Here is a 22,339-nt window from a genome sequence, read left to right on the forward strand (position 1 = left end):
TTTGCTAATGCCCTGGTTAATAAAATTTTGGTTTTCGGTGCAACTCGTCATGGTAGAGGGACGGACATCAAATATGGGCCAAGTATCAAAACGTGGAGTCAATGCTGAATCCAATTACTCTCCTGCTTACAAGATCAAATTGTTGCAAACCGGAAATAGTAAATACGAAAAAAGTCGTTGTTTTTGAATATCAAGTTTTTACCTTAGGTAAATTCCATGCATATTTTATGGCTAATAACCTAATACCAGTAGCAGAAATAATTCCAACGATTGCTGCAGTAACTGGATCGGACAAAATTATCAATACAAAGAAAATAATTACTCCTACGAAACTAGCTGTTGCATAAAGTTCTCTAACAAATACCAAAGGAACTTCATTTACTAGAACGTCTCTTAGAATTCCTCCTCCCGTAGCTGTAATCAGACCTCCAATGGAAACTAAGAGGAAGTTTGGACCAAAGATAGAATATGCAATGCCTGCTCCAATCACCGTAAATACCCCTAACCCTATCGCATCACATTTTAGAAAAATATTCCAATGTTTTTTCAATCGAGGATATAGGAAAAATATCGAAAAGCCTGTAATGAAGCATAGGATCAGATACATAGGGTTTGATAAGGCAGTGGGAGGATACTGTCCAAAAATGACATCTCGTATCAATCCGCCTGAAAGCCCCGTAACACTAGCAAGGATAATTACTCCTACGATGTCGGCTTTTTGTTCTATTGCTTTGAATGCTCCTGTAATTGCAAATGCTACTGTACCAAAATAATCAAGAAAAAGTGTTATTTGTGGATAATAAATAAAGACAAATTGCAGGTCAATCATCCATAGCTAGTAACTAAAATAAGATATATTTGAGATTGCATTCATTTGTTGAAGTAATTAGACAGTACCAATAACTAAAGATCAATTAGTCGATTCTCAAGTCAAACTTAGGATTATGGAGTATGGTGGTTATATAAAACAGTTGATTACCCTTTTTTAGGCTTAGAACATGCTTAAAGATAGAAAAACAAGTTATAGAATATAACAGATGGAAACATGATGACAAGTTTCTTGGTTCTAATGTCTCCACTAAAATTTCAATGATCCCAGCTGAAATTGAATAAAGTTATAGAAATAAAAATCTCTATGTTTGAGAATCGAAAACATTTGGAAAAGCTAAAATGGATTTGGAAATGTTGGCAAAAAGATGCCAACTATTGATACTACGATCCAAATAACCACGGCAATCAATATAGCCTTGAGCCATCCTGTGCTATAAAGCCACTTGAGTGATATCAACCATATAATACCCCCTATTGCGGCTGCAAGAAAGCCATATCCAAATACATAACTAACAATTCCAAACATAATTGAACCTAAAAGAGCAGCAAAGAAGGCTGTTTTAAATCCCTCTTTTTCACCCATCAACTTTGTAACTACATAAATCAGAAAAGTAGATATCACTAAACCTATCAAGAAACTTAGAATTCCCAATTATTAGTCGGTATTAGGAATTACGATTATTAAGTTTTATCCAGCCTTGACATGGTCTACGTCCCTGCAATGAACTTCCTTAAAGCTATCAAATGAAGCTGAGCGTAGGCATGGATCAGTGTAGGCACTGCCCTTTTTTCACAAATCGTTAAAGTCGAGGATATGACAAATTGTAACTTTATGTATATATGTAATTTATATAATTTAAAAAAAACTAATTAATCATGTCTGAAAAATTCTCAAAAATTCTCATCCTTTTTTATTCAAGATATGGAAACACTGCTGAAATGGCCGAGGAAATTGCATATGGAGCAAAGGAAGTTCCAAATACTAGTGTAACACTTCGAAGAATTGCAGATGACGTTCCGGCTGAAGTAATTTCACAAAACCCCGAGTGGTCAAAAACTGTAGAAGACTTGACTAATAGATATCCAACTAGTGAAGTCGAAGATTTGGTAAAGGAAATGCCCAATTATGATGCAATTATTTTTGGGTCACCTACTAGATTTGGAAATATGGCTGCACCTATGAAGGCTCTCTGGGATCGAACTAGCGAATTGTGGATGAAGGGATCGCTTATTGACAAGCTAGGGGCAGTCTTTACTGGAGCGGCTTCAGTCCATGGAGGTCAAGAGACGACTGCTATTTCGATGATGTTTCCTATGCTTCATCATGGAATGATAATTGTGGGCGTCCCTTATGCGGTTCCCGAATTAACTCAGAGTGGAAGTCCCTATGGCCCCAGTAGAATTGTAGGACCTATGTCAAATAAAGAAATTACAGAGGCAGATACCAAAGTAGCACGAGCACTAGGAAAAAGAGTATCCGAATTGGCACAGAGACTATCATAGAAAGTTTCAAGATTGGGAAAACAATACAAATACATTCATACTTTTACTATCGGATCAAAATACAAATTGGGTACTCCTTTGATTAAATGATGTATATTCCTCATGAAATGATGGTCAGCAAACAGACATCAGGGTAACAATTAATGATGATGGCGATAAAGTCCTGAAATTGATAAAAAATCTACTCGAAATTACTTGTAGATACCCCATATTTCCAATTACGGGCATTCATCTTGTTTATGAAATCTAAAACAACTCTTTCGAGAATTTCTATAATTTCTTGTCCCTTTTGAACCGATGCCTCTCTGGGAGCACCAGTTGCCCCGGTCCCGGTCAACTCACTAAATCTCCAGTAAAGTCGAATATCATCGCCAGGTAGGTTCGGAATAATCTGATCTGGTGCCGACTGTAGGTCAACTAAATCAGGTCTTGTAACCATCATAGCGGATGTTTCTGCTTCCCCACCGTGACCTAGCCCCTTCCACACATTGAAGATATCTGTGTTTTTTTGTCCAACTAATACCCACCATGATTCAAGACAAGCAATAACCATATCAGGATACTTGTCTTTTAAATTTCGAGAAGCTACTTCAATCGGTGCAATATTACCGTCATGACCATTTATTACAAGTACTTTTTTGATCTCATTTTTTGCCAAACTATCTAGCAAGTCCTCTATTACAGAAATCATTGTTGAAAATTTTAGACTAATGGTCATTTGAAAATCATTGTGATGTATACTAACTCCGTAGGGCACGACAGGCAAGATGAAATACTTATGATCTGATGAGGGATTGTCGATGTCAATTTTTTCTAATATGATTTTCGCAAGATTCATTGGGAATATAGAGTCAGAACCAAAAGGTAAATGGTTCCCGTGATTTTCGCATGAACCGAGAATAATGAAAGCAATTGAATTGTCGTTGACGACATTCTTAACCTGATTCGCATTCATTTCTTCTAATAGAAGTTTTTTATCCATTAAATCAATCACATTCTAAAAGAATTTACTATACTTTAAATTTTCATCTTAAATTATCTTCAACATAAATTCAAACAACTGTATACATTTGTTGAATGAGCTTGAGGCGTCATTTAACATAATCAATATCTAGATCTATTTAATCATCACATGCAAAAATAACTAACAAATCAGACTTTGTTCTTTTTCTTGATAATCAATTGAGAATTAAAATTGAACCTCTTTCCTAGTTACTGAATCCAAATTGCTATTTGATCCAACGAGTTCCTCTATCTTTTTTGCCACAAACAAAACTAAACGATCTTCATACTGGGGACCAATTATTTGTATGCCCACGGGAAGTATATTTGATTTTTCAGTAACAAATCCCAGTGGAATTGAAATTGCTGGAAGTCCGATACTATTAAATAAAACTGTATTCCTCAGTAAGGCCTTTCGAACATTCAGTTGGAGACCGTCAATTTTTATATTGACTTTTCGTAACTTTGGTGCCAGTATAACAGTAGTTGGTATTAGAATAGCTTGAATTCCACTACTAAAAAGGTTCATAAATTCATGCTTAATATTTCTTATTTGTTTGTTGGCACGAATGTAATCATCAATGCTAATACGAGTTCCCTCGACGAGCATTTTCATCACATCAGACCCAAATTGGCCAGCATCTGATTCAAGCTTATCTGCATGAATCATTGAAGCCTCATACAATCTCACCGTCTTCCAACTTGAGAAAATATTATTTGTATACTTTATATCAAAATTTTTTACGAGAATTGGAGTTTGTGAAACATTCTGAATGAAATCAATAAACATTTTCTTAATCCGAGAATCCATTACTTTTAGAAAATATCTCTTTGGAATTCCTACTACTAATTCTGATGTTCTCAAAGGTTTGTGGGTTAACAATGTATTTTTTTTTACCTTTTTGAAGTTTTTAGAATCGTAGAGACTTTTAAAAATTAAATTCGCATCCCACACACTCCTTGTCAACCACCCAATATGATCTAAGGATGGTGAAAGTGGGAATATGCCAGAAGTACTTATCAAGTCAAAGGTTGGCTTCATACCCACTAAACCACAAAGAGAAGCTGGAACTCTGACAGAACCACCTGTATCTGTTCCTAAAGAAAATATAACCATACCAGAGGCAACGGCAACAGTAGAACCGCCACTAGAACCTCCAGATATTCTCGATAAATCGAAAGGATTTTTTGAGTCTCCGAAGGTATAATTTTTGCCAGTAATTCCTGATGCAAATTCGTTTTGATTATTTGTCCCTATAAGAATTGCCCCTTTTTTATTCAAGATTTTTACAACTGACGCTGTAGTACTAGAAACGTAATCAGAATAAAATTTTGACCCTGCAGTAAATTTGAGGTGCTTTGCGTGAATCATATCTTTAATTGAGTATGGAATTCCATCCAAAGGATCCAAAAGGTCATTTAGTTTTGCCCGTTTATCACATTTTTCGGCAATTTCAAAAATTTCTTCTTCACTCCGAAGAGTTATGAATGAATTTAGTATATGATTGAATTTTTCAATTCGATCTAGGCATAATCCTGTCAATTCCGAAGGAAGTAACTCGCCAGTCCTGATAGATTTAGATAGATTTTCTATGGTAAAAGGAAAAATTGGAGGTTTGAAATCAATCATAATTCCAATCCTACCAACCACTTTTCAGGTAATAAATTATATGGTCTTATTTAAGAGAGTGGTTTACTTTAATATGTAAATTCAAATCATTTTCCCGTCACACGTAAGTAATTATTCTTGCCAAAATGTATCAAGTTTATCATCAAGAACAAGTAGTAAAAAGGAATATTTTAAAGGATATCAACTGTTGTAAGATATTTTACGAAATATAGGAAATTATTTTAAGATTCTAATATTGGCCGATTTTTATAACAATCACATCTGGATTTGTTTTCATGATGATTATCTAAGCGCAGTTGGTGCAAGAGTCGCTATCAAAAAAGTGTCAATTTACAGGGTAGTTATATAGTAGTACAAGTAATTTATGAGGGTTATGTACTTAGACATCAAAGTGATAAATACTTGGTGTATAATACTTTGGTAAAATTACTCATTTAGGAATAGTATAAAAAAGTCTAAATTATTCTAAAATTCGTTAAACTAAGAATCCAATTATATTATGCATTTAGATTCAAACTAGTCTATAAATTCAATGATGTTTTATTCTTGTGATTTTAATCCAACTCTAATTATTCAAATGAGTGAATTATTCTTCTTTAGAGGATATGATTTGTGTCTATAATAATAACGGTAACATTTTTAAGTATTCCAATATCAATAATAGGATCTTTAGAGCGAGGATGAAAATCTAATCTAAAACAAAAAAGCAATGTAAAAGATTAATTAAATATATTCCTAATAAGTTTTAAAGAACAAAATAAAATAGATTGCCATACTAATATTATCATCTATGATAGGTTAAGATAATTCATCCAAACATTGTTAAAAAATGGGTAAATATGATATAAGAGTTTTCAACCTGATGAACAAAATATTAACAGGAATAGTTTCAGCCTTACTCGTAGCAGGAATTGTTGGAATGTATATTCCAAATGTATCAGCAACTGTTGTTCAAGAAGAATTCTGTTCTGGTAATAGTGCACTCGGACAAGAAGCAACTAGTTCAGCAGAACAGGGCCCATCACAAGACCAAGCAAGTGGTTCTGACGCACAATCTATAGCACCAGAATTTAATGCTTTAACTGGTAACAATCTTAATCTCAATGCACAACAAAATGGTGATTGTTTATCCCCATTGCAACGAGGAGATAGTGCTCCATTAGGCGCATCTGAAAGCGAAAATCCATTAGCATCTACAACTGCTCTCCAAAACAGCACTGACTAAAATAATATAGACCCCACAGGGGTTTTACTTTTTTTTCAATACTTTTTTTGGGTTTTCTGGATTTAAGCGCATGATTTCTTTTTGTATATTGAGAACAGAATTCAAAATGATTAGATTATTATATTGAGAAATTGTTTCTAATTAAATGAAATCGACTACTGAATATCTAACATTCAATACCAAATCAAGGTTCCAGCTGATCAATATAACCCCCGAAGTGAAAAAGATTTTGGATCTAAGCGGAATCAAAGAAGGTTTGTGTTTAATTAATTCAATGCATATATCAGCTAGCATATTTATCAACGATGATGAAGCAGGATTACATCGTGATTTCCATGAATGGTTAGAAAAACTAGCACCGCATGAACCTACTAATCATTATAGACATAATGATACTGGTGAAGAAAATGCTGATGCCCACCTAAAACGGCAAATCATGGGTAGGGAAGTGGTTGTCGCAATTACAAAAGGCAAATTAGACTTTGGTCCTTGGGAACAAATCTTTTATGGAGAATTTGATGGAAATAGAAAGAAAAGGGTCCTTGTTAAGATTATTGGTGAGTAGCAGTTACCAATTTATTATATGTTGATTATTAGTTTAGTAACCCAAATGAAATCGCATGTAAAGGGATCACTACAAGTAAATCCTAATGTTTTTTCCTTCAACATTGTAATTAGGCCACTCTAGTAGACCAGAATGAAAAGGTGAATTTAGAAATACCATTTACCTGACGTAAATATATTTTGATGATTAGGATTTATTGATAAAATGAATTTGTTTCACATAGAACCTCCTCGTGCTCGATAGAGAAATCTTGTCTTCATGTTGAAGATGAAATTATGCCAAAAATTCACATAAACCAGTAAATGGTGACCAAATTTATTGACGAGAAACGGAAATAATTTGTCAACATTATATACCTCTTTATATATAGTATAATGGATGATTTTTTGACCCAAAATAATTTTCCCCTAAAAAGCTGGCATATTGAAAATATGGAAAAAACCGTTATAAAATATGTTAAAGGACTCCCTGAGGATGCATCGAAATGGGAGATAAGGAAACACAAAAAATATGGCAAATTATCAAATATAATTAGAAATATCCATTATGACATCAAACATGGCGTTACTAATGATCAAGTTATTGAAGTGTTTGTAAAAATTCGAAATGAGCCAGTATTCTGCGATTTACAGAATAATCTCGATGCAATGAATAGACTCGGTGATTTAGAAAAGCATTGGAAAGAAATATGAATGGTCAAATAACATCAGCCTAATACTTAACTAACCAAAACCTTCCAAAAAGAACTTCCTGAGCACAACGTATCAAACCAGGCATCTGCTCATCTAAAAGTTATTGGTGTAATGGTTCAGACTGAGTATCAGGTTAATAAAAACAGAGAGCTTTTATAAAAGTTTCTTAATTGATTCCTCGATCCATAAATTAAATTAACTGATTATCTTGAAAAGACACTCAATTATATAAAACGGATATCTATAAGTCATCAGGTTTACAAGTTTTCAAGTAGTCATCTTCTCAAAAGAATATAGCTACCTTCTGGGTCTTTGATTTGTATTCATTCGACGATGTGAAGAAGAACAATAACCACAATATTCTGTAATGCCCTCTTTCCCATGGCAAAAACACTCACATTTACTTCCCGCTGAAAATTTTTGTCTCATGCTTATAATAACTACACCAACCCTTATAACAATTGGTAATTTTACGTATATAAGAATCGAATAATTGCAACTTAAGTTAGATTTATTTGATTATTGAAGGATAAACCGCTTTTAAAATCAGTCAACCTTATTGCCCGGTTTACTGCATATTAAATTACATCTAAGTAAGTAGTTTAATGTACTGTAGAACTTTGTTTTCAATAATGAATATTGAATTGGCTTCGACATCCAATGAGATCAAGATATAATATTTGTTTTCACTAACACTCTTTAATGGAATTGTAGCACGTATTAGTTTGTCATACTTGCCCACTGAATAATTTAGATCTCCTAAATTTTTCTGAAAATCTTCACGAATTTCAGCTCGAAATACTGCCTGCATGGCGTAGAGCTTTGTCTCATCGTCATTCATAAGTACATTCAAATGTTCTCGATAGGAAGTTCCCACCAATGTACCCATCCTGTTTGCTATGCCTACAAACCGGATTAGTGGATCCAACTCCCTTATGTGTTTGCAGTGATTATTTGCGAAATCTTCATTATTAAAATCCAATAATACTCAATTAATATCAAATACGTTTCATGTTATTAATTTTTGTTCTTTTCTCTCGAATATGAAACATGGAACCTGGTATCATACCAACATGTCACAAAATACCCATCATTCAAGACTAGATAAATTAGCTTAATGTATTAGCAAATATTTTTCATGGAAACAATTTATTTTATTTATTGAATAAATTCATCGATAGTAATGAAAAATATATCTTAAAATTTGAATAAGAAATAATTCGCTTTTAGAATGCATAATCAAACAAAATTCTTGTCTATTTAAAGACATGAATATAATTAGTTTCTAGTGAAAATCACCATGCTGATCTAGATCCTTCGCTAAATTATTACATGATAGGAATAGAATAGTGTGCCTCATTCCCTGACATTTTTTTTTGTCCTTCGATCTTTGACATAACTGCGTATTCGGGGTTTAGATCAATTGCTTGATTCAAGTAAAACACAGAGTCAGGTAAGTCGTCATCTTTTGATTTTGTTTTAGATACAAAGCATCTATACCAAACTTCTGGTATCAAGGGATCTTGTTTTAAAATGTGGTTGTAAATTGAGACGGATTCTTTATAAGATCCCAAGTGCTCCATAATGAATCCATATGTATATAGGATATCTATATCCGTTGGATCGATTCCTAATGCTCGCTTTATTGTTTCCAATGCTTCGTTAATGCGAGTAGGAAATTGATTTGCGAGTATCCACGACTTTCCATTTAGTGCTTTTACGTTATCAGAATCAATTTCTAGAGTTTTTTCGTATGAGAAGATGGCTTCTGCAAATTTAGATGTGGCCGAAAGGGCCATTCCTTTATTGTAGAATGCATCTGCGTAGTAGGGGTTTATTTCGATTGCCTTATCAAAAGATGTGATGGCTTCTGCAAATTTAGATGTGGCCGAAAGGGCCATTCCTTTATTGTAGAATGCATCTGCGTAGTAGGGGTTTATTTCGATTGCCTTATCAAAAGATGTGATGGCTTCTGCAAATTTAGATGTGGCCGAAAGGGCCATTCCTTTATTGTAGAATGCATCTGCGTAGTAGGGGTTTATTTCGATTGCCTTATCAAAAGATGTGATGGCTTCTGCAAATTTAGATGTGGCCGAAAGGGCCATTCCTTTATTGTAGAATGCATCTGCGTAGTAGGGGTTTATTTCGATGGCTTTGTCGTAGCAGGCTATGGCTTCTTGGTTATCCCCTAAATAATACAAAGACAAGCCTTTGTTGTTGTAGGCATCTGCATATTGTGGGTTTATTTCGATGGCTTTGTCGTAGCAGGCTATGGCTTCTTGGTTATTTCCTGTAACTGCCAACACTAAACCTTTGTTGCAAAATGCAAGATCATACTTGGGGTTTATTTCGATGGCTTTGTCGTAGCAGGCTATGGCATCCTGACTTCCAATATAGTACAAAGACAAGCCTTTGTTGTTGTAGGCATCTGCGTAGTAGGGGTTTATTTCGATGGCTTTGTCGTAGCAGGCTATGGCTTCTTGGTTATCCCCTAAATAATACAAAGACAAGCCTTTGTTGTTGTAGGCATCTGCATATTGTGGGTTTATTTCGATGGCTTTGTCGTAGCAGGCTATGGCTTCTTGGTTATTTCCTGTAACGGACAAGGCTATGCCCTTGTTGTAAAATGCAAGATCATACTCTGGGTTTATTTCGATGGCTTTGTCGTAGCAGGCTATGGCTTCTTGGTTATCCCCTAAATAATACAAAGACAAGCCTTTGTTGTTGTAGGCATCTGCATATTGTGGGTTTATTTCGATGGCTTTGTCGTAGCAGGCTATGGCTTCTTGGTTATTTCCTGTAACGGACAAGGCTATGCCCTTGTTGTAAAATGCAAGATCATACTCTGGGTTTATTTCGATGGCTTTGTCGTAGCAGGCTATGGCTTCTTGGTTATCCCCTAAATAATACAAAGACAAGCCTTTGTTGTTGTAGGCATCTGCATATTGTGGGTTCATCTCGGTGTTCTGATCAAAAGAAGTGACGGTTTTTTGGTCATCATGGTTAGAAAGAATAGAACCATCTGCATATTGTGGGTTCATCTCGGTGTTCTGATCAAAAGAAGTGACGGTTTTTTGGTCATCATGGTTAGAAAGAATAGAACCATCTGCATATTGTGGGTTCATCTCGGTGTTCTGATCAAAAGAAGTGACGGTTTTTTGGTCATCATGGTTAGAAAGAATAGAACCATCTTTGGTAGAAGTACTGTTATTCTTGGACGGTAATGATTTAATTAAATTTGCCAATACCTCTAATTGAGTTTCTATCGACTCCTTGTGTTTTGTAGAGATATCAGAGTTTCTGATCTTGGCGTTTATAATAGTAGTTATGTCATCGATAGAATTATGTAAAGAAGGATCTGAATTTTCAATAGAGTCGTCCTTTATAGAAATTTCGCCACCGTCATCGGCAGTATTATCGATATCGGCGTCGTTATTATCGGTATTCGAATTAGCTGTATTATCCCTTTTCTTATCTCTAGGGATATTGTTAATTTTATAATTTCCATCCAAATAATGTCAATTCATATTACCTCTATCATTTATTTAACCATTATAGTTATTTGTGAGACAATATAGAATTAATATCGCGATATTAAAAATCTTATATCAATTCATAATAAACCTTATAATTCATTTACCAAGAAATCAATGGGCCAATAGAAGTTTATAGACTGAAAGAATGTCTAAACCCCCTCTTAATGAGTAGTAGTATACTCACTCCTCAACATCGGATTTGAATTATTGCTAGATAGCCATATGATCATTCCAATAAGTAAAAATAGAAAAATATACAAATATTAATTATGATTTTCTAACAATATTTAAACATTTTAATAGAAATAGAAGGTTTTAAATTATTGGATTAACATATTAAACTAATATATAGATTCTGTTACCTAGTACAGATCATCCTAATTACATTCAGCGGAATGTCGTAACATTTTAGAAATAAAATATGATACCTCCTTCGAAATAATTTGATCTAATGATAGATCTTTTGTCTCTCAAATGACGATCCAACAATGGAGAACTCAAAAAATTTGTTTAACGGTAATGTCGGTAAATTAACATTTCCGATAAATTAATGATACCCTAATTCATAGAGTAGACAATAGAGACCAAATTGGCATTACCAAATATTTCGTTTTAAATTCTTAGATAATAGGAACGAATCTATGTAGTTGAGAATTGTTGGCAATAATCACTGTCTATTCATAAATATAACTTCATCTTTTCAACATTTTTTTATCAATTATACAGTTAATCTTTAAATTTTCAAATTCCAGAATTAAAGTCACAGTTAACTTACAATAACATCCTGTGTTGCAACATATTTGAAATATTAAAGTAGAACTTTAATAATTAAATAACTTTTATACAATCGAAAGGATATTGAATCCTGTTCCTTATGACATAACTCATAAGGGTTATGCAAGTTATTACATAGTATGAATAGTATCATTAGGGAAATAGCAACTGCATTAGATAATCAGATCAGAGGAGATTATACAATAAACGAAAATCTCACAGCGGATCAAATAAAGATGATTAATGATTTTGTAGGTTCTTTTAACGAGACTATGGGTGTTTTCCCATTTCCTCTAAAGAGGAGATAATAATATTTGGAAAAATGGAATGATAACGTTAGATCGATTTTAGCGAAGTTAGACAGTTTATAGTTGAATGGTAACAATCTGATGAACGACGAAATGGTGCATCATAACAAGTGTTTGATCTGCAATAAGGCAATTAGTAATATTAATATGTACTTAGTTGTAGATGAAACCAAGTGCTTATACTTTGATAATCAAGATTGTTTCGTCTTCTACAAGAGATTTTCTAGGATCTATGGCGATATATTTTCTGCCTTTCTCCAATTGTAAGCTAAATTTTGTTTGTCCATCGTCTCCGAAGTTTTTTTGTGTGATAGTAGCCTTGAGAATGGAGTAAAATACATATGATTGTCGGTTACATTCGCTGCTAATGAATAAAATTAGTTGATCCCATATGTTTGATAATGATAACGGAACTTATCTTAAGATGTTCCCGAATGTTCTTAGAAGTGCGTCCATTGTGCATTAGTATTCCTAGCAAAAAAATGGATTCGCCCTTACTATTTATATTTGAGAAAGGTAAGACGAATTCAGTTCATCAAGTTGAGTAAGAAGTAAGAGTCATTGATTACAACCCAATATTATACGTCACTTGCTACTGTGAAATATAATATTATAGTGGTATTAAAGATATATACTTTCATTATTAATTGATTTGGTATTCGAATAAAGATATTTTTCCCGCAAGGTAATAAATATTGAAGTATGCAGTATGGCCCTGTTAACTTAACGATAAATCTTTAGCTTAAAGACGCTCTATTTCTGTTATGTTAAGTAAAAGAACTAAAACATCTTCAGAGCATATTTACTATGGTCTGTATTTGTACTTTCTAGGCTTATCGCTTAGAAATACTGCCAAGGCATTGTCCTTTTTACATATTATCAATAGAAGTCACGTTGCAATTTGGAATTGGATTCAAAGGTATAAACCTCGAAAGGTTTCAACAAGAAGAACAAAAATATCAGAATACCTCATTGATGAGACATTAATAAAAGTCGGCTCAGAATACTCCTGGTTATGGGCAGCAATCGAACCAGAAAATAGGCAAATTCTCGCACTCTTTCTTAGCTAATAAATCCAAGGAGAGGAACATGCTTATCGCAGAGAGATTTATTTCAGGTCTGATCAAGATTCACGGAAAACATGTCGTATCAACAGACGGTGGAACCTGGTACCCAATGGCTTGTAGATTCCTAAAACTAAAACACCATATCAATTCTTCGTTTGAGAAAAGTCTGATTGAAAGAACTATGCAGTACATCAAGGATCGAACTGAAGGATTTGACGATTACTTTCCATGTAGTAAAGAGAAGTGTAAACTAGACCATGTCAAAAACTGGTTGAATCTATTTGTAAAAATACACAACAAGGAGGTGCCAAACGCCTAAGTTAACAGCGCCTGCAGTATATTCATCCAAGATAAATAATGCATTTTACATCCAGGTATTTTTTTCAAAGGACCTGTTATTTGTGTCGAAATGGTTCCTTAATATCCTTAATATATTAATTTAAAGATGCTTAGTGTTGTTTATTTATTAAAGACCAAAATTAATGAAGCCTTCCAGTACTGATATATTTCAGTATTAGAATGTTAACTAAAACAAATAATTATACCAATGATTAATCTTGTGATATCATTAGATACTCCTGATTTAATCGTATCCAGGATGGTTGTTTCATTATAGGAGACAAAGATAATAATTCAACTTTAGAACTGCCAATTCACGGTAATCCTGTTCAAAAAAAATAATAGAACTCGTTTTATAAAGGAAGATTGGTTATTTGTTGAAAACTGATTGTCAATCCAAATGGCTGTATCAATATAGGAATTTGATAAATGGTCCTTCAGTTGGTACTTATTATATCAGCGGAATTTGTACTACAATTTTTCATGATTTTTAGCCTTACTTAACGCATCTTATAAAATAAATCCTACAATGGATAATTTTATGATTATATAGGTACGTCATTTCCTTGAGTTAACATAACATCTGAAAGATTAATTAAGGTTAAAATATTAGTCATTAATTCCTAATATTGATTGAAATCTGTTATAGTCAAAGATTTATTTGAAAAAAAGCCAAACTTTGTGACTATTTCAATAATATCTTTCATTTTTTTGCTATTCTGTGACAATTATCTGAGCTCTTCTTTAGATGTAATGAGCGATATAGTAAAAAATCAGGCAGGTTTAGTTTTATTTGCTGTTATTTTAATAGTTAGTATAATTTTTAGTTATTTTGTTTTGGAAAATATCTTTAAATTGCTGGAAAAGAAAAAATCAATTTTCTCAAAACATAAGAAAGTATTCAGAATAATGCAAATTTCTCTGTACGGTCTATCATTAATATTGTTGGTAGACTTGCTCAGTGATCAAAAATATTATACGGTCAATTTAAACCTGATAGTTATGATAAGCTATGGTTTTAGTTTATTGATCAGTTTGTTGGCCAGTCTGAAATTGTTCTCGTGGTATAGAGTAAATAGAAGTAGATTTGTAATATTGTTCGGTTTAACTTTATTCTTCATTTTTATAAACAGTTTATTGTCTTTATTCCTATTTGAAGTGCTATTAATAGAGAAACCTTCTGAATTTGACATGTCTACTCCAAATATATTTGATTTTGAGTGCGAAGAAAACACTATAAGTTGTATCCTTAAGGAAAACTTACTTTTACTGCAAAACTACTCTCTAGTAATTTATTTTGTGTTATTTTGGATATGTACAATCTTGTTACTACATCATCATATTAATAAAGTGGGAAAGATAAAATTCTTTGCTCTAGTTGCTTTGCCACTAATCTTATTTTATTTTCAATTTGTTTATACTTACGATGATTTCTTTACAATAAGTAATGAACTCAGATTTGATGAAAATATAGCATTTGCAATACAACTTTTCATCGCAACTCTCCTAACAGCCTCTTGTGGAATTTTATTTGGATGGGGTTTACTATCAGTCGCTAATTTGCTGAAGATATCCATACAGGTTGAAAGATTTCTTAAAATTGCCGCTTTAGGTGTAATAACATTCTTTATATCAGCCAATGCGACTGTCGCTTCTGGGGGGATGCCACCGTTTGGTGTACCCAATCTAGTCTTCCTCCCATTTTCAACGATCTTGATTTATGTAGGTATATTCTATTCTATTACTTCAATAGCAAATGACATAAGCATAAAGAAATTCATAAAGAATTCTACATTTAATGAATTAAAAATCATGGGGAATTTGGCCGAGTCTCAGATGCTGGATGACATGAAATTAAGAGTCTTAAGCATGACCAAGAAGTTCTCAAATGAATTACAGGAGAAGAGTAATACGGAGGAAGCCAGTTCTGAAGATAAAATGAAGGACTACTTGAACGATGTCGTTGAGATTTTTACTAAACAGAAAAAAAATCAAAGCTAAGCATAATCTTTGATTTTTTCAACGAGCTCATCTATTTTAATGGAAAAAGGATGATTGGGCAATTCACTTACTGTCAAGTATTCTCTTTCTTTGAACTGTATGTCACAATAGCAAGGAATCTCAGCCAAGGTGCCGACTTTTATAGATTCTGGAACCGTATTGCTGATCATATTTTTAACTTTTTGTAAATACTGAGATTCCACATTAGCCTCAAATTCATGAACATCATTATTATGTGAAGGAATGCAATATCCTGATACTCGATTCAGCAATAATTTGCAAATGGATCCACTTTCAATCAGGGAAGAATAAATTTCATTTATCATTTTAATGGTTCCTTTCAAATCTAAATCGCCCATTTTTAGTGTTAGTAATACTATGTCGGATACTACAATGGAATTTATAGACCAATATCTGATACCAGGGCTGGTATCCATTATAATAAAATCAGCTTCTCTCCCTATGAGTATCTCCTCTCTCATTGAGATGAAGTTCCTAAATTGCTTCAATTTTTGTTCCTTGTCACTGTTTAGATTTCCTTCTAATTGATATATATCATCCTTTCCGCCCTTTGAAAAACCCAAATATAATTCTCCCTTAAACTCGGGTTTCAAATACGCCTTGGCATCAATCATGATATCATCTATACTAGCATTATCAATCAAATAATCATTAATCCATAAATTAGGTTCGATATCAAAGTAGGTATACAGACTAGGGGCGTAAAAATCTAGGTCTAACAAGTAAACAGAATAACCCTTAGAAGCCAATAAAAACGAAAAATTGGTGGCTATTGTTGTTTTTCCTGTACCACCCTTATAGGAATGGAATGAGATACACTTCCCCAATTTACTTAAATTAACCACTTCAAGTATTAAGAGTTTTAAATCTTTCAGATGTTATGTTAACTCAAGGAAATGACGTACCTATATAATCATAAAATTATCCATTGTAGGATTTATTTTATAAGATGCGTTAAGTAAGGCTAAAAATCATGAAAAATTGTAGTACAAATTCCGCTGATATAATAAGTACCAACTGAAGGACCATTTATCAAATTCCTATATTGATACAGCCATTTGGATTGACAATCAGTTTTCAACAAATAACCAATCTTCCTTTATAAAACGAGTTCTATTATTTTTTTTGAACAGGATTACCGTGAATTGGCAGTTCTATGAAAAATGTTGATCCCTTTTCGATATTATTATATGCACCAATTTTCCCAGAATGTTTTTCAATAATTATTTTAGATATATAAAGACCAAGTCCTGTCCCAAGTTTATCTGTGGTAAAGAACTTTGTAAATAAATTTTCTAGGTTTGTCCCCTGGATTCCCACCCCACTATCTTTAACTTCTATGTGTAGCAGGTTTTGATTTCTTTCTAATGATATTTGTACCTCCCCTTTCACGGTAAATTTAAAAGAATTACTCAATAAATTGTCTAAAACTTCCGTTATCCGAATTTTATCCGCATTTATAACCAAAGGCTCATTAGGAGAACTGAAAGTAAATTTAATATTCTTTCTGGCAGCTTGTATCTGATAATCAGATATCAACTCGGTAACAACTTTGGTAATATCAAAATCATCCCTTCTTAAAGTAAAAATATCGTTTTCCATTCTGGCATAATCTAGAATATTATTGGTAAGAAGATCCAGTTTCCTTGCATTCCTTGCAATTATTTTAAGAAGATCGTTTTTCTGATCTGTGTTCAATCGCGAGTTTGATTGGACCATTTCAGAAAATCCAAGTATTGGTTGTATCGGGGTTTTCAATTCATGTGCCATTATTCTCATAAAATTATTATTTGATGTATTCTTGATAGCCAATTTTGTTGAGAGTGACTTAACCTTTTTCTCCAATATCGACTGTTTCCACAATGACTCAAAAATAGCTGCATTATACCAAACCAATGATTCCTTTTTTGTGAGCACATTGAAATAGATTGGTCGATTCTTTTGCTTATCAAATTTTATCTCTGAAAATGCGGATATGTACTTATCCATTACGGAAAAGAAATAATGATCCTCACTTTCTGGTAGATAGTTTATATCCGACGATAAATCCAGTTTGCTTCTAAATTGCTTAAGGAGACGAATACTCTTCCTCTTATTTGGTATAATGATTCGCATCGAATACTCTGATGAGCGTTTCCAATCCCTAGAAGAAAATAGAGCCTCTATATTTTCGTGAAATAAATCGAAGATTCTTGAGGATGAGAAAAATAGCAAGAGGTCTTTATGACAATTTTTCAGCTCAACTGAAAGGATTTCCTTGAATATAGTCTCATCTGCCTTAATCTCTGTTGGATCAAATTTATTTTTTCTTATCTCATAAATTGAACGTTGGAGTAAATCGCTCGAATGAATACTCCATTTAATCCGTTCTAGCCCCATTTCGTCAATATTATTGCCATAAACTTTTTTTAGTCGACAATGAAATATGAAACAATTCTTATGATGAAAGTGCGTTCCCGATGAGTCCTTTTCGATATGCAAGTCATTAGGACGCTTGATTAATTTTCCACACAAGTAACATGTGTATGGAAGATTTTCAAATTTACCTACTGGTGGATCATAATTGGGAAGCGTTGATATAAATAACGATTTACGCAAATTAATAAATAAACTTATCTCGTTGACTTTATTACCAGAAAAAAAGAAGATAAAATTTTTAAATTATTAATATTAACGTAAATGTGTCCAATCGCCCCTTTGTTTTTAATTTTATAGAGAAAATAAACTATAAAAGAATTCTCAGAAATAACACTAATCCTCTAGACCTGATTGAACGACTAAATATTTCCAAAAAGGGAAACTCAAGAACTAGTCCAAAAGTATTGATATTGACTAAGAAAATAGACATAGAATCGGATCTGCTTGGCATCCAATTCCTCAAAAATGGAATCGATTATGTAAAAATAACAGAAGAGGATATACCTTTAAATTTTCAAATTGAATTCAAAATTGGAAAATTCAATGACTCCGTGCTACATTTGGGAAATAAAAAATTCAATCCTGATGAAATTGAGATAATATTATTTAGATATTTTGATCCAAAATTTTTGAATTATTATTCAGTGGGAGTATGTCAAATGTATTTCGCCCAACAATGGTATCAAGCCTTTAACTGTCTACCAATAGCTCTAGACACTTTATGGATAAATAACCCACAAAGGACTTTTGAATCTGAAAATAGGTTGAATCAGCTGCTGTCGGCACAACGGCTCGGTTTTAACATTCCAGAGACATTAATAACCAATGAAATGGAGGCAGCTAAAAAGTTTTTTAAGAGGTTTCCTAAATCTGCAATCGTTAAGGTACTTCATCATCACGAGATTTATCTTTACCAAAAATCATATAGGTTCCTAACCAACAATATTGAAATCAGTCATTTACCAAAATTCAATGAGCTAACTTATGCACCAGTAATTTTTCAAGAGAAAATAGAGAATGACTCAGAAATCCGGGTAACTGTGGTAAATGACAAGACATTTTCATGTAGAATTTCAACAATTAGGGATAAGCGCCATTTTTCTGATTTACATAAAATAAAGGAAAAAGAGTTGACATTTTCTGAAATTAATCTCGGTAAAAAAATGGAAAAGCTATGTGTTAAACTAAATAGAAAATTAGGATTAATAGTTTCAAGCATAGATTTTGTACAAAGTAAAAATGGAGAATTACTTTTTCTTGAAATTAATCCTATAGGTGACTGGAATTGGATTGAAAAACATACTAAATTACCAATAACAAAATCAATGTTTGATTTTGTGAATGATCGATTGAAAGGAAATGGATCGCATGGTTCATAAAGGTATTATTTTTCTAGGCTTCGAAGAATTTCCTTGATCCATTTTTGAAAATGAGAATATAACCATGGATTTGATAATATTGAGGTTTAGAATTGTAAAAATATTTTAGTTGGTATGACATTCAATAAAATATTCTATAATGGGAAATAATATCATAGTAATAGATGATGATGTAGGAACAGCATTATTCTTCAAAATTTGTTTAGAAGATAAGGGATACCAAGTTAGTATTTACAATGATCCGAACTCCCTATTAGAGGAATTTGAGCCTGGAATTTATGATCTCCTTATTACTGACATACGAATGCCTAGAATAAACGGTTTTGAACTGGCTAGTAGAATTAGAATAATGGATAGTAAGATTAGGATTTGTTTAGCTACCGCATTTGAGGAATATTACCAATCTATTATAAAGTCATATTCAGATTTGAGTTTTAACTGCATTATCAGAAAACCTATTAATAAAGATAATTTTTTGGAGATCATTGAAAGCAGGCTGAGTGAACCTAGGTAGGTTCAGTGATTTTGTTACGACCTGTCTTCCTGATAAAAAAATTTTAAATTATTCTAGTCCACCCTTTCTATTTTAAATCCTATTCTAACTTCTACTTGATATTCAATTTGCTGATTTTCATCTAACCTAAAGGTAACTCTCCCCATCTCTCCCCATTGAATATTCTTTACAGTTTTAGACGCTTCCTTAAATGCGTTGTTGACAGCTTCATTTATTCCAGCTGGCGATGTTCCCACTATTTCAATATATTTGTAAACCATTATTGATTTTAATTATCGTTACATAAAAATATAATCAAAAATCTACAAATAACAGATTCATGATAGACATTGTTGAAATTTTTTCAACAATGATGATTATTGATTAACAAAAGTCATATTAGCCATTATTCGCGATTACATTAGTTTAATCAACCTAAGCTCGTTCAATGATCTGTTTCAAAATATGACGGTGACATTTGTTTATATTTTCTGGTTCATAACAAAGTAACACAACATCATTCTTTCTTGAATAATCTTTTATCCATTTTATATTAGAAATAGCTGGAATAGCATTCATTTCTTTTTGATACGAATCCGTATACTCATTAATATCGAGTTCCTCACGTTCAAACTTATCAGCCAAACTCTTAGACGGGGATAAATCATAAAACCAAGCATCCATTTTATGTTGCAGTTCAAAGGGCAGTGATGAAGAAACAGCAATCCTGTAGAAATCATTCTTATATCTTGAAAGATTGGTTAATGAATCTGTATATATTGTCACAAAACTCATTATAGCGACATCATTAAAAATCGTTTTTGATATCGAAAAAAATACGGATAACCTGTAAGAAATAGGATTTTTTTACTATTTAAATACCCGTTTATGGTTTAATTTTATTTGATAAATGTCAAATAGATATGCTCACCCCGAAGTCTTAGTTGACACAAATTGGACTGAAGCTCACCTAAAAGATCCGAATGTAAGAATTGCAGAAGTAGACTATGATCCAAAAGCAAACTACCATTTAGGACATATTCCCGGGTCAGTGTTATTTGACTGGAAGAAAGATATCAATGACCCATTGAAAAGGAATATCATTTCAAAAGAATCGTGTGAAGAATTACTCAACAAATCAGGAATAAATCAGGATTCGACTCTCATACTTTACGGAGATTTCAATAATTGGTTCGCGGCATTTGCTTTTTGGGTATTCAAGTATTATGGCTATAAGGATGTGCGGATAATGAATGGGGGCAGAAAAAAATGGCTTGAAGAGGACAGATCTATCGATAAAACAATTCCAACATACCAAACGGGCAATTTCAAAGCATCTAACCCCGACGAGAAAATAAGAACATATCTAAATCATGTGTCAGAATCACTCAAAAGCAACCAAAGCATATTAGTTGATGTCAGGTCTCCACCCGAGTTTACTGGAGAAGTGACTGCGCCTGCCGAATACCCAACTGAACACGCCCAAAGGGGAGGCCACATTCCTGCAGCCATTAATGTACCGTGGGGAAAAGCAGTTAATGAGGATGGAACGTTCAAATCGCCCGAAGATTTGATGAAACTTTACAAGGAAAATGGCATCATTCCAGAAAAGGAAGTAATTTCATACTGCAGAATTGGAGAAAGATCATCACATACATGGTTTGTGCTAAAATATCTTTTAGGGTACCCAGATGTTAAGAACTATGACGGTTCATGGACAGAATGGGGTAATATGATAGGAAACCCGATTGAAAAATAGATTATTCCTTTATTCTTGATTTTTTATTTTTTTAATAATTATATTGTATAAGTAATTATTACTAGAGTTTGGTAAGGAGGACTGCACGGGGTTTTTCTCTTGTACAATTTCAACGATTTCTTGTTTGTTTTGATCAGCCCAACGCAATAATTCAAGATCAGCAGTAGGATCATCGGACACAAGTCTTATGACATGTCCAATACGCATATTTTTCTCCATGAATTCATCTAATTTTGCTAAAGTGGCGGAGCATTCAGTTCCTAATTCAAACATGTGAAAATCAGGGAATGATTTAAAACATTTCACATTGAATTTCTTAATTTGAACCCCTATCTCATTCTTACACTCTTCGATGGTTTTTATCGATTCAAGACTATCTAGATTATCATTAGTCCTGATCTTTGCAATCCATCCACGTTCAAATGGGGAGTCGTTAACAATCTTAGGATCATTAATGATTTCTTGATTTATTTCCACAATACTCCCAGATACTGGAGAACGAATTATTCCAAAGTGGTTTAAACTCTCAATGGTACCCAAGCTCCTATTTCTAATAATGTCTGTGCCGACAGGTTTTGTTTTAAATTTGAGTACCCTGCCGGTTATATAGGAATATACTGGAGTTATGCCTACAAGGACATGCCTAACGTCAGTCCTTTTATCGTCCGGCTCATCAGTTGATTTTATCCATGTAAAGTTATCAAGATCATAAAAGTAATCGACTGGAAATACACAATTTTCAATCCTGTTGCCTAGCGTAGTCATTATTTCAAATAAATTAAGGGAAATTATTTCA

General features: G+C 33.0%; 23 protein-coding genes. 12 read left to right on the plus strand and 11 right to left on the minus strand.

Features of this window, described 5'->3' with window-relative positions; translation table 11 throughout:
- Positions 1–49 precede the first annotated feature (49 nt).
- Positions 50–187, plus strand: a complete 138-nt coding sequence (locus tag AAGU22_RS10170) for a hypothetical protein (RefSeq protein WP_458718999.1) — start codon at positions 50–52, stop codon at positions 185–187.
- Positions 188–190: 3 nt separating this feature from the next.
- On the opposite strand, the gene AAGU22_RS10175 is transcribed toward AAGU22_RS10170, so the two are convergent.
- Together AAGU22_RS10175 and AAGU22_RS10180 are read right to left on the minus strand one after the other, a co-directional pair.
- Positions 191–829, minus strand: coding sequence for a trimeric intracellular cation channel family protein (locus tag AAGU22_RS10175; protein ID WP_458719000.1), 639 nt, complete (start codon positions 827–829; stop codon positions 191–193).
- 336 nt (positions 830–1,165) lie between these two features.
- On the minus strand, positions 1,166–1,414 hold the full coding sequence (locus tag AAGU22_RS10180) for a hypothetical protein (RefSeq protein WP_458719001.1): 249 nt from the start codon (positions 1,412–1,414) through the stop codon (positions 1,166–1,168).
- A 293-nt stretch (positions 1,415–1,707) separates the two neighbouring features.
- On the opposite strand from AAGU22_RS10180, the gene wrbA reads away from it, so the two are divergent.
- Positions 1,708–2,334, plus strand: a complete 627-nt coding sequence (gene wrbA, locus AAGU22_RS10185) for an NAD(P)H:quinone oxidoreductase (RefSeq protein WP_458719002.1) — start codon at positions 1,708–1,710, stop codon at positions 2,332–2,334.
- Between the two features lie 181 nt (positions 2,335–2,515).
- Here wrbA and AAGU22_RS10190 read toward each other — a convergent pair whose 3' ends face one another.
- Together AAGU22_RS10190 and AAGU22_RS10195 are read right to left on the minus strand one after the other, a co-directional pair.
- Positions 2,516–3,316 carry a creatininase family protein gene (locus tag AAGU22_RS10190; protein WP_458719003.1) on the minus strand — a complete coding sequence of 267 codons (801 nt, stop codon included), beginning with the start codon at positions 3,314–3,316 and terminating at the stop codon, positions 2,516–2,518.
- A 207-nt stretch (positions 3,317–3,523) separates the two neighbouring features.
- Positions 3,524–4,966 carry an amidase gene (locus AAGU22_RS10195; protein WP_458719004.1) on the minus strand — a complete coding sequence of 481 codons (1,443 nt, stop codon included), beginning with the start codon at positions 4,964–4,966 and terminating at the stop codon, positions 3,524–3,526.
- A gap of 862 nt (positions 4,967–5,828) precedes the next feature.
- Between AAGU22_RS10195 and AAGU22_RS10200 the strand changes: the two genes are divergently transcribed.
- From AAGU22_RS10200 to AAGU22_RS10210, 3 genes are all read left to right on the plus strand, one after another.
- Positions 5,829–6,191 (plus strand): hypothetical protein, encoded by a 363-nt coding sequence (locus AAGU22_RS10200; RefSeq protein WP_458719005.1) that lies wholly within the window; start codon positions 5,829–5,831, stop codon positions 6,189–6,191.
- A gap of 145 nt (positions 6,192–6,336) precedes the next feature.
- Complete coding sequence (locus tag AAGU22_RS10205; RefSeq protein WP_458719006.1) at positions 6,337–6,756, plus strand: secondary thiamine-phosphate synthase enzyme YjbQ; 420 nt, start codon at positions 6,337–6,339, stop codon at positions 6,754–6,756.
- Positions 6,757–7,142: 386 nt separating this feature from the next.
- Positions 7,143–7,448 carry a hypothetical protein gene (locus AAGU22_RS10210; protein ID WP_458719007.1) on the plus strand — a complete coding sequence of 102 codons (306 nt, stop codon included), beginning with the start codon at positions 7,143–7,145 and terminating at the stop codon, positions 7,446–7,448.
- Positions 7,449–8,037: 589 nt separating this feature from the next.
- Here AAGU22_RS10210 and AAGU22_RS10215 read toward each other — a convergent pair.
- Together AAGU22_RS10215 and AAGU22_RS10220 are read right to left on the minus strand one after the other, a co-directional pair.
- Positions 8,038–8,430, minus strand: coding sequence for a hypothetical protein (locus AAGU22_RS10215; protein ID WP_458719008.1), 393 nt, complete (start codon positions 8,428–8,430; stop codon positions 8,038–8,040).
- 346 nt (positions 8,431–8,776) lie between these two features.
- Positions 8,777–10,960 carry a tetratricopeptide repeat protein gene (locus tag AAGU22_RS10220; RefSeq protein ID WP_458719009.1) on the minus strand — a complete coding sequence of 728 codons (2,184 nt, stop codon included), beginning with the start codon at positions 10,958–10,960 and terminating at the stop codon, positions 8,777–8,779.
- A gap of 938 nt (positions 10,961–11,898) precedes the next feature.
- On the opposite strand from AAGU22_RS10220, the gene AAGU22_RS10225 reads away from it, so the two are divergent.
- From AAGU22_RS10225 to AAGU22_RS10240, 4 genes are all read left to right on the plus strand, one after another.
- A complete protein-coding gene (locus AAGU22_RS10225) occupies positions 11,899–12,066 on the plus strand; it encodes a hypothetical protein (RefSeq protein ID WP_458719010.1) in 168 nt (55 codons plus the stop codon).
- Between the two features lie 764 nt (positions 12,067–12,830).
- Positions 12,831–13,136, plus strand: a complete 306-nt coding sequence (locus AAGU22_RS10230; RefSeq protein ID WP_458719011.1) for a hypothetical protein — start codon at positions 12,831–12,833, stop codon at positions 13,134–13,136.
- 19 nt (positions 13,137–13,155) lie between these two features.
- The gene (locus tag AAGU22_RS10235; RefSeq protein WP_458718895.1) at positions 13,156–13,452 is read left to right on the plus strand and encodes a hypothetical protein; all 297 of its coding nucleotides are present in this window, start codon (positions 13,156–13,158) and stop codon (positions 13,450–13,452) included.
- Positions 13,453–14,609: 1,157 nt separating this feature from the next.
- Complete coding sequence (locus AAGU22_RS10240) at positions 14,610–15,473, plus strand: hypothetical protein (protein ID WP_458719012.1); 864 nt, start codon at positions 14,610–14,612, stop codon at positions 15,471–15,473.
- Here the strand turns inward: AAGU22_RS10240 and AAGU22_RS10245 are convergent.
- Complete coding sequence (locus AAGU22_RS10245; protein ID WP_458719013.1) at positions 15,470–16,339, minus strand: ParA family protein; 870 nt, start codon at positions 16,337–16,339, stop codon at positions 15,470–15,472. The two genes, AAGU22_RS10240 and AAGU22_RS10245, sit on opposite strands and share 4 nt — an antisense overlap.
- Before the next feature lie 271 nt (positions 16,340–16,610).
- Positions 16,611–18,092, minus strand: a complete 1,482-nt coding sequence (locus tag AAGU22_RS10250) for a sensor histidine kinase (protein ID WP_458719014.1) — start codon at positions 18,090–18,092, stop codon at positions 16,611–16,613.
- An 83-nt stretch (positions 18,093–18,175) separates the two neighbouring features.
- Between AAGU22_RS10250 and AAGU22_RS10255 the strand changes: the two genes are divergently transcribed.
- Both AAGU22_RS10255 and AAGU22_RS10260 read left to right on the plus strand, forming a co-directional pair.
- Positions 18,176–19,291, plus strand: a complete 1,116-nt coding sequence (locus AAGU22_RS10255; RefSeq protein WP_458719015.1) for a hypothetical protein — start codon at positions 18,176–18,178, stop codon at positions 19,289–19,291.
- 139 nt (positions 19,292–19,430) lie between these two features.
- Entirely contained in the window at positions 19,431–19,805 is a 375-nt protein-coding gene (locus AAGU22_RS10260) for a response regulator (protein ID WP_458719016.1), read from the plus strand.
- Between the two features lie 53 nt (positions 19,806–19,858).
- Here the strand turns inward: AAGU22_RS10260 and AAGU22_RS10265 are convergent, their stop codons facing one another.
- Together AAGU22_RS10265 and AAGU22_RS10270 are read right to left on the minus strand one after the other, a co-directional pair.
- Positions 19,859–20,065, minus strand: a complete 207-nt coding sequence (locus AAGU22_RS10265) for a dodecin family protein (protein ID WP_458719017.1) — start codon at positions 20,063–20,065, stop codon at positions 19,859–19,861.
- Between the two features lie 154 nt (positions 20,066–20,219).
- The gene (locus AAGU22_RS10270) at positions 20,220–20,570 is read right to left on the minus strand and encodes a DUF488 family protein, N3 subclade (protein WP_458719018.1); all 351 of its coding nucleotides are present in this window, start codon (positions 20,568–20,570) and stop codon (positions 20,220–20,222) included.
- 124 nt (positions 20,571–20,694) lie between these two features.
- Between AAGU22_RS10270 and AAGU22_RS10275 the strand changes: the two genes are divergently transcribed.
- Positions 20,695–21,543: a sulfurtransferase gene (locus AAGU22_RS10275; RefSeq protein WP_458719019.1), complete on the plus strand. Its 849-nt coding sequence runs from the start codon at positions 20,695–20,697 to the stop codon at positions 21,541–21,543.
- Between the two features lie 9 nt (positions 21,544–21,552).
- On the opposite strand, the gene AAGU22_RS10280 is transcribed toward AAGU22_RS10275, so the two are convergent.
- Positions 21,553–22,308, minus strand: coding sequence for a hypothetical protein (locus tag AAGU22_RS10280; RefSeq protein WP_458719020.1), 756 nt, complete (start codon positions 22,306–22,308; stop codon positions 21,553–21,555).
- Positions 22,309–22,339 lie beyond the last annotated feature (31 nt).

Source organism: Candidatus Nitrosocosmicus sp. R (assembly GCF_054408505.1).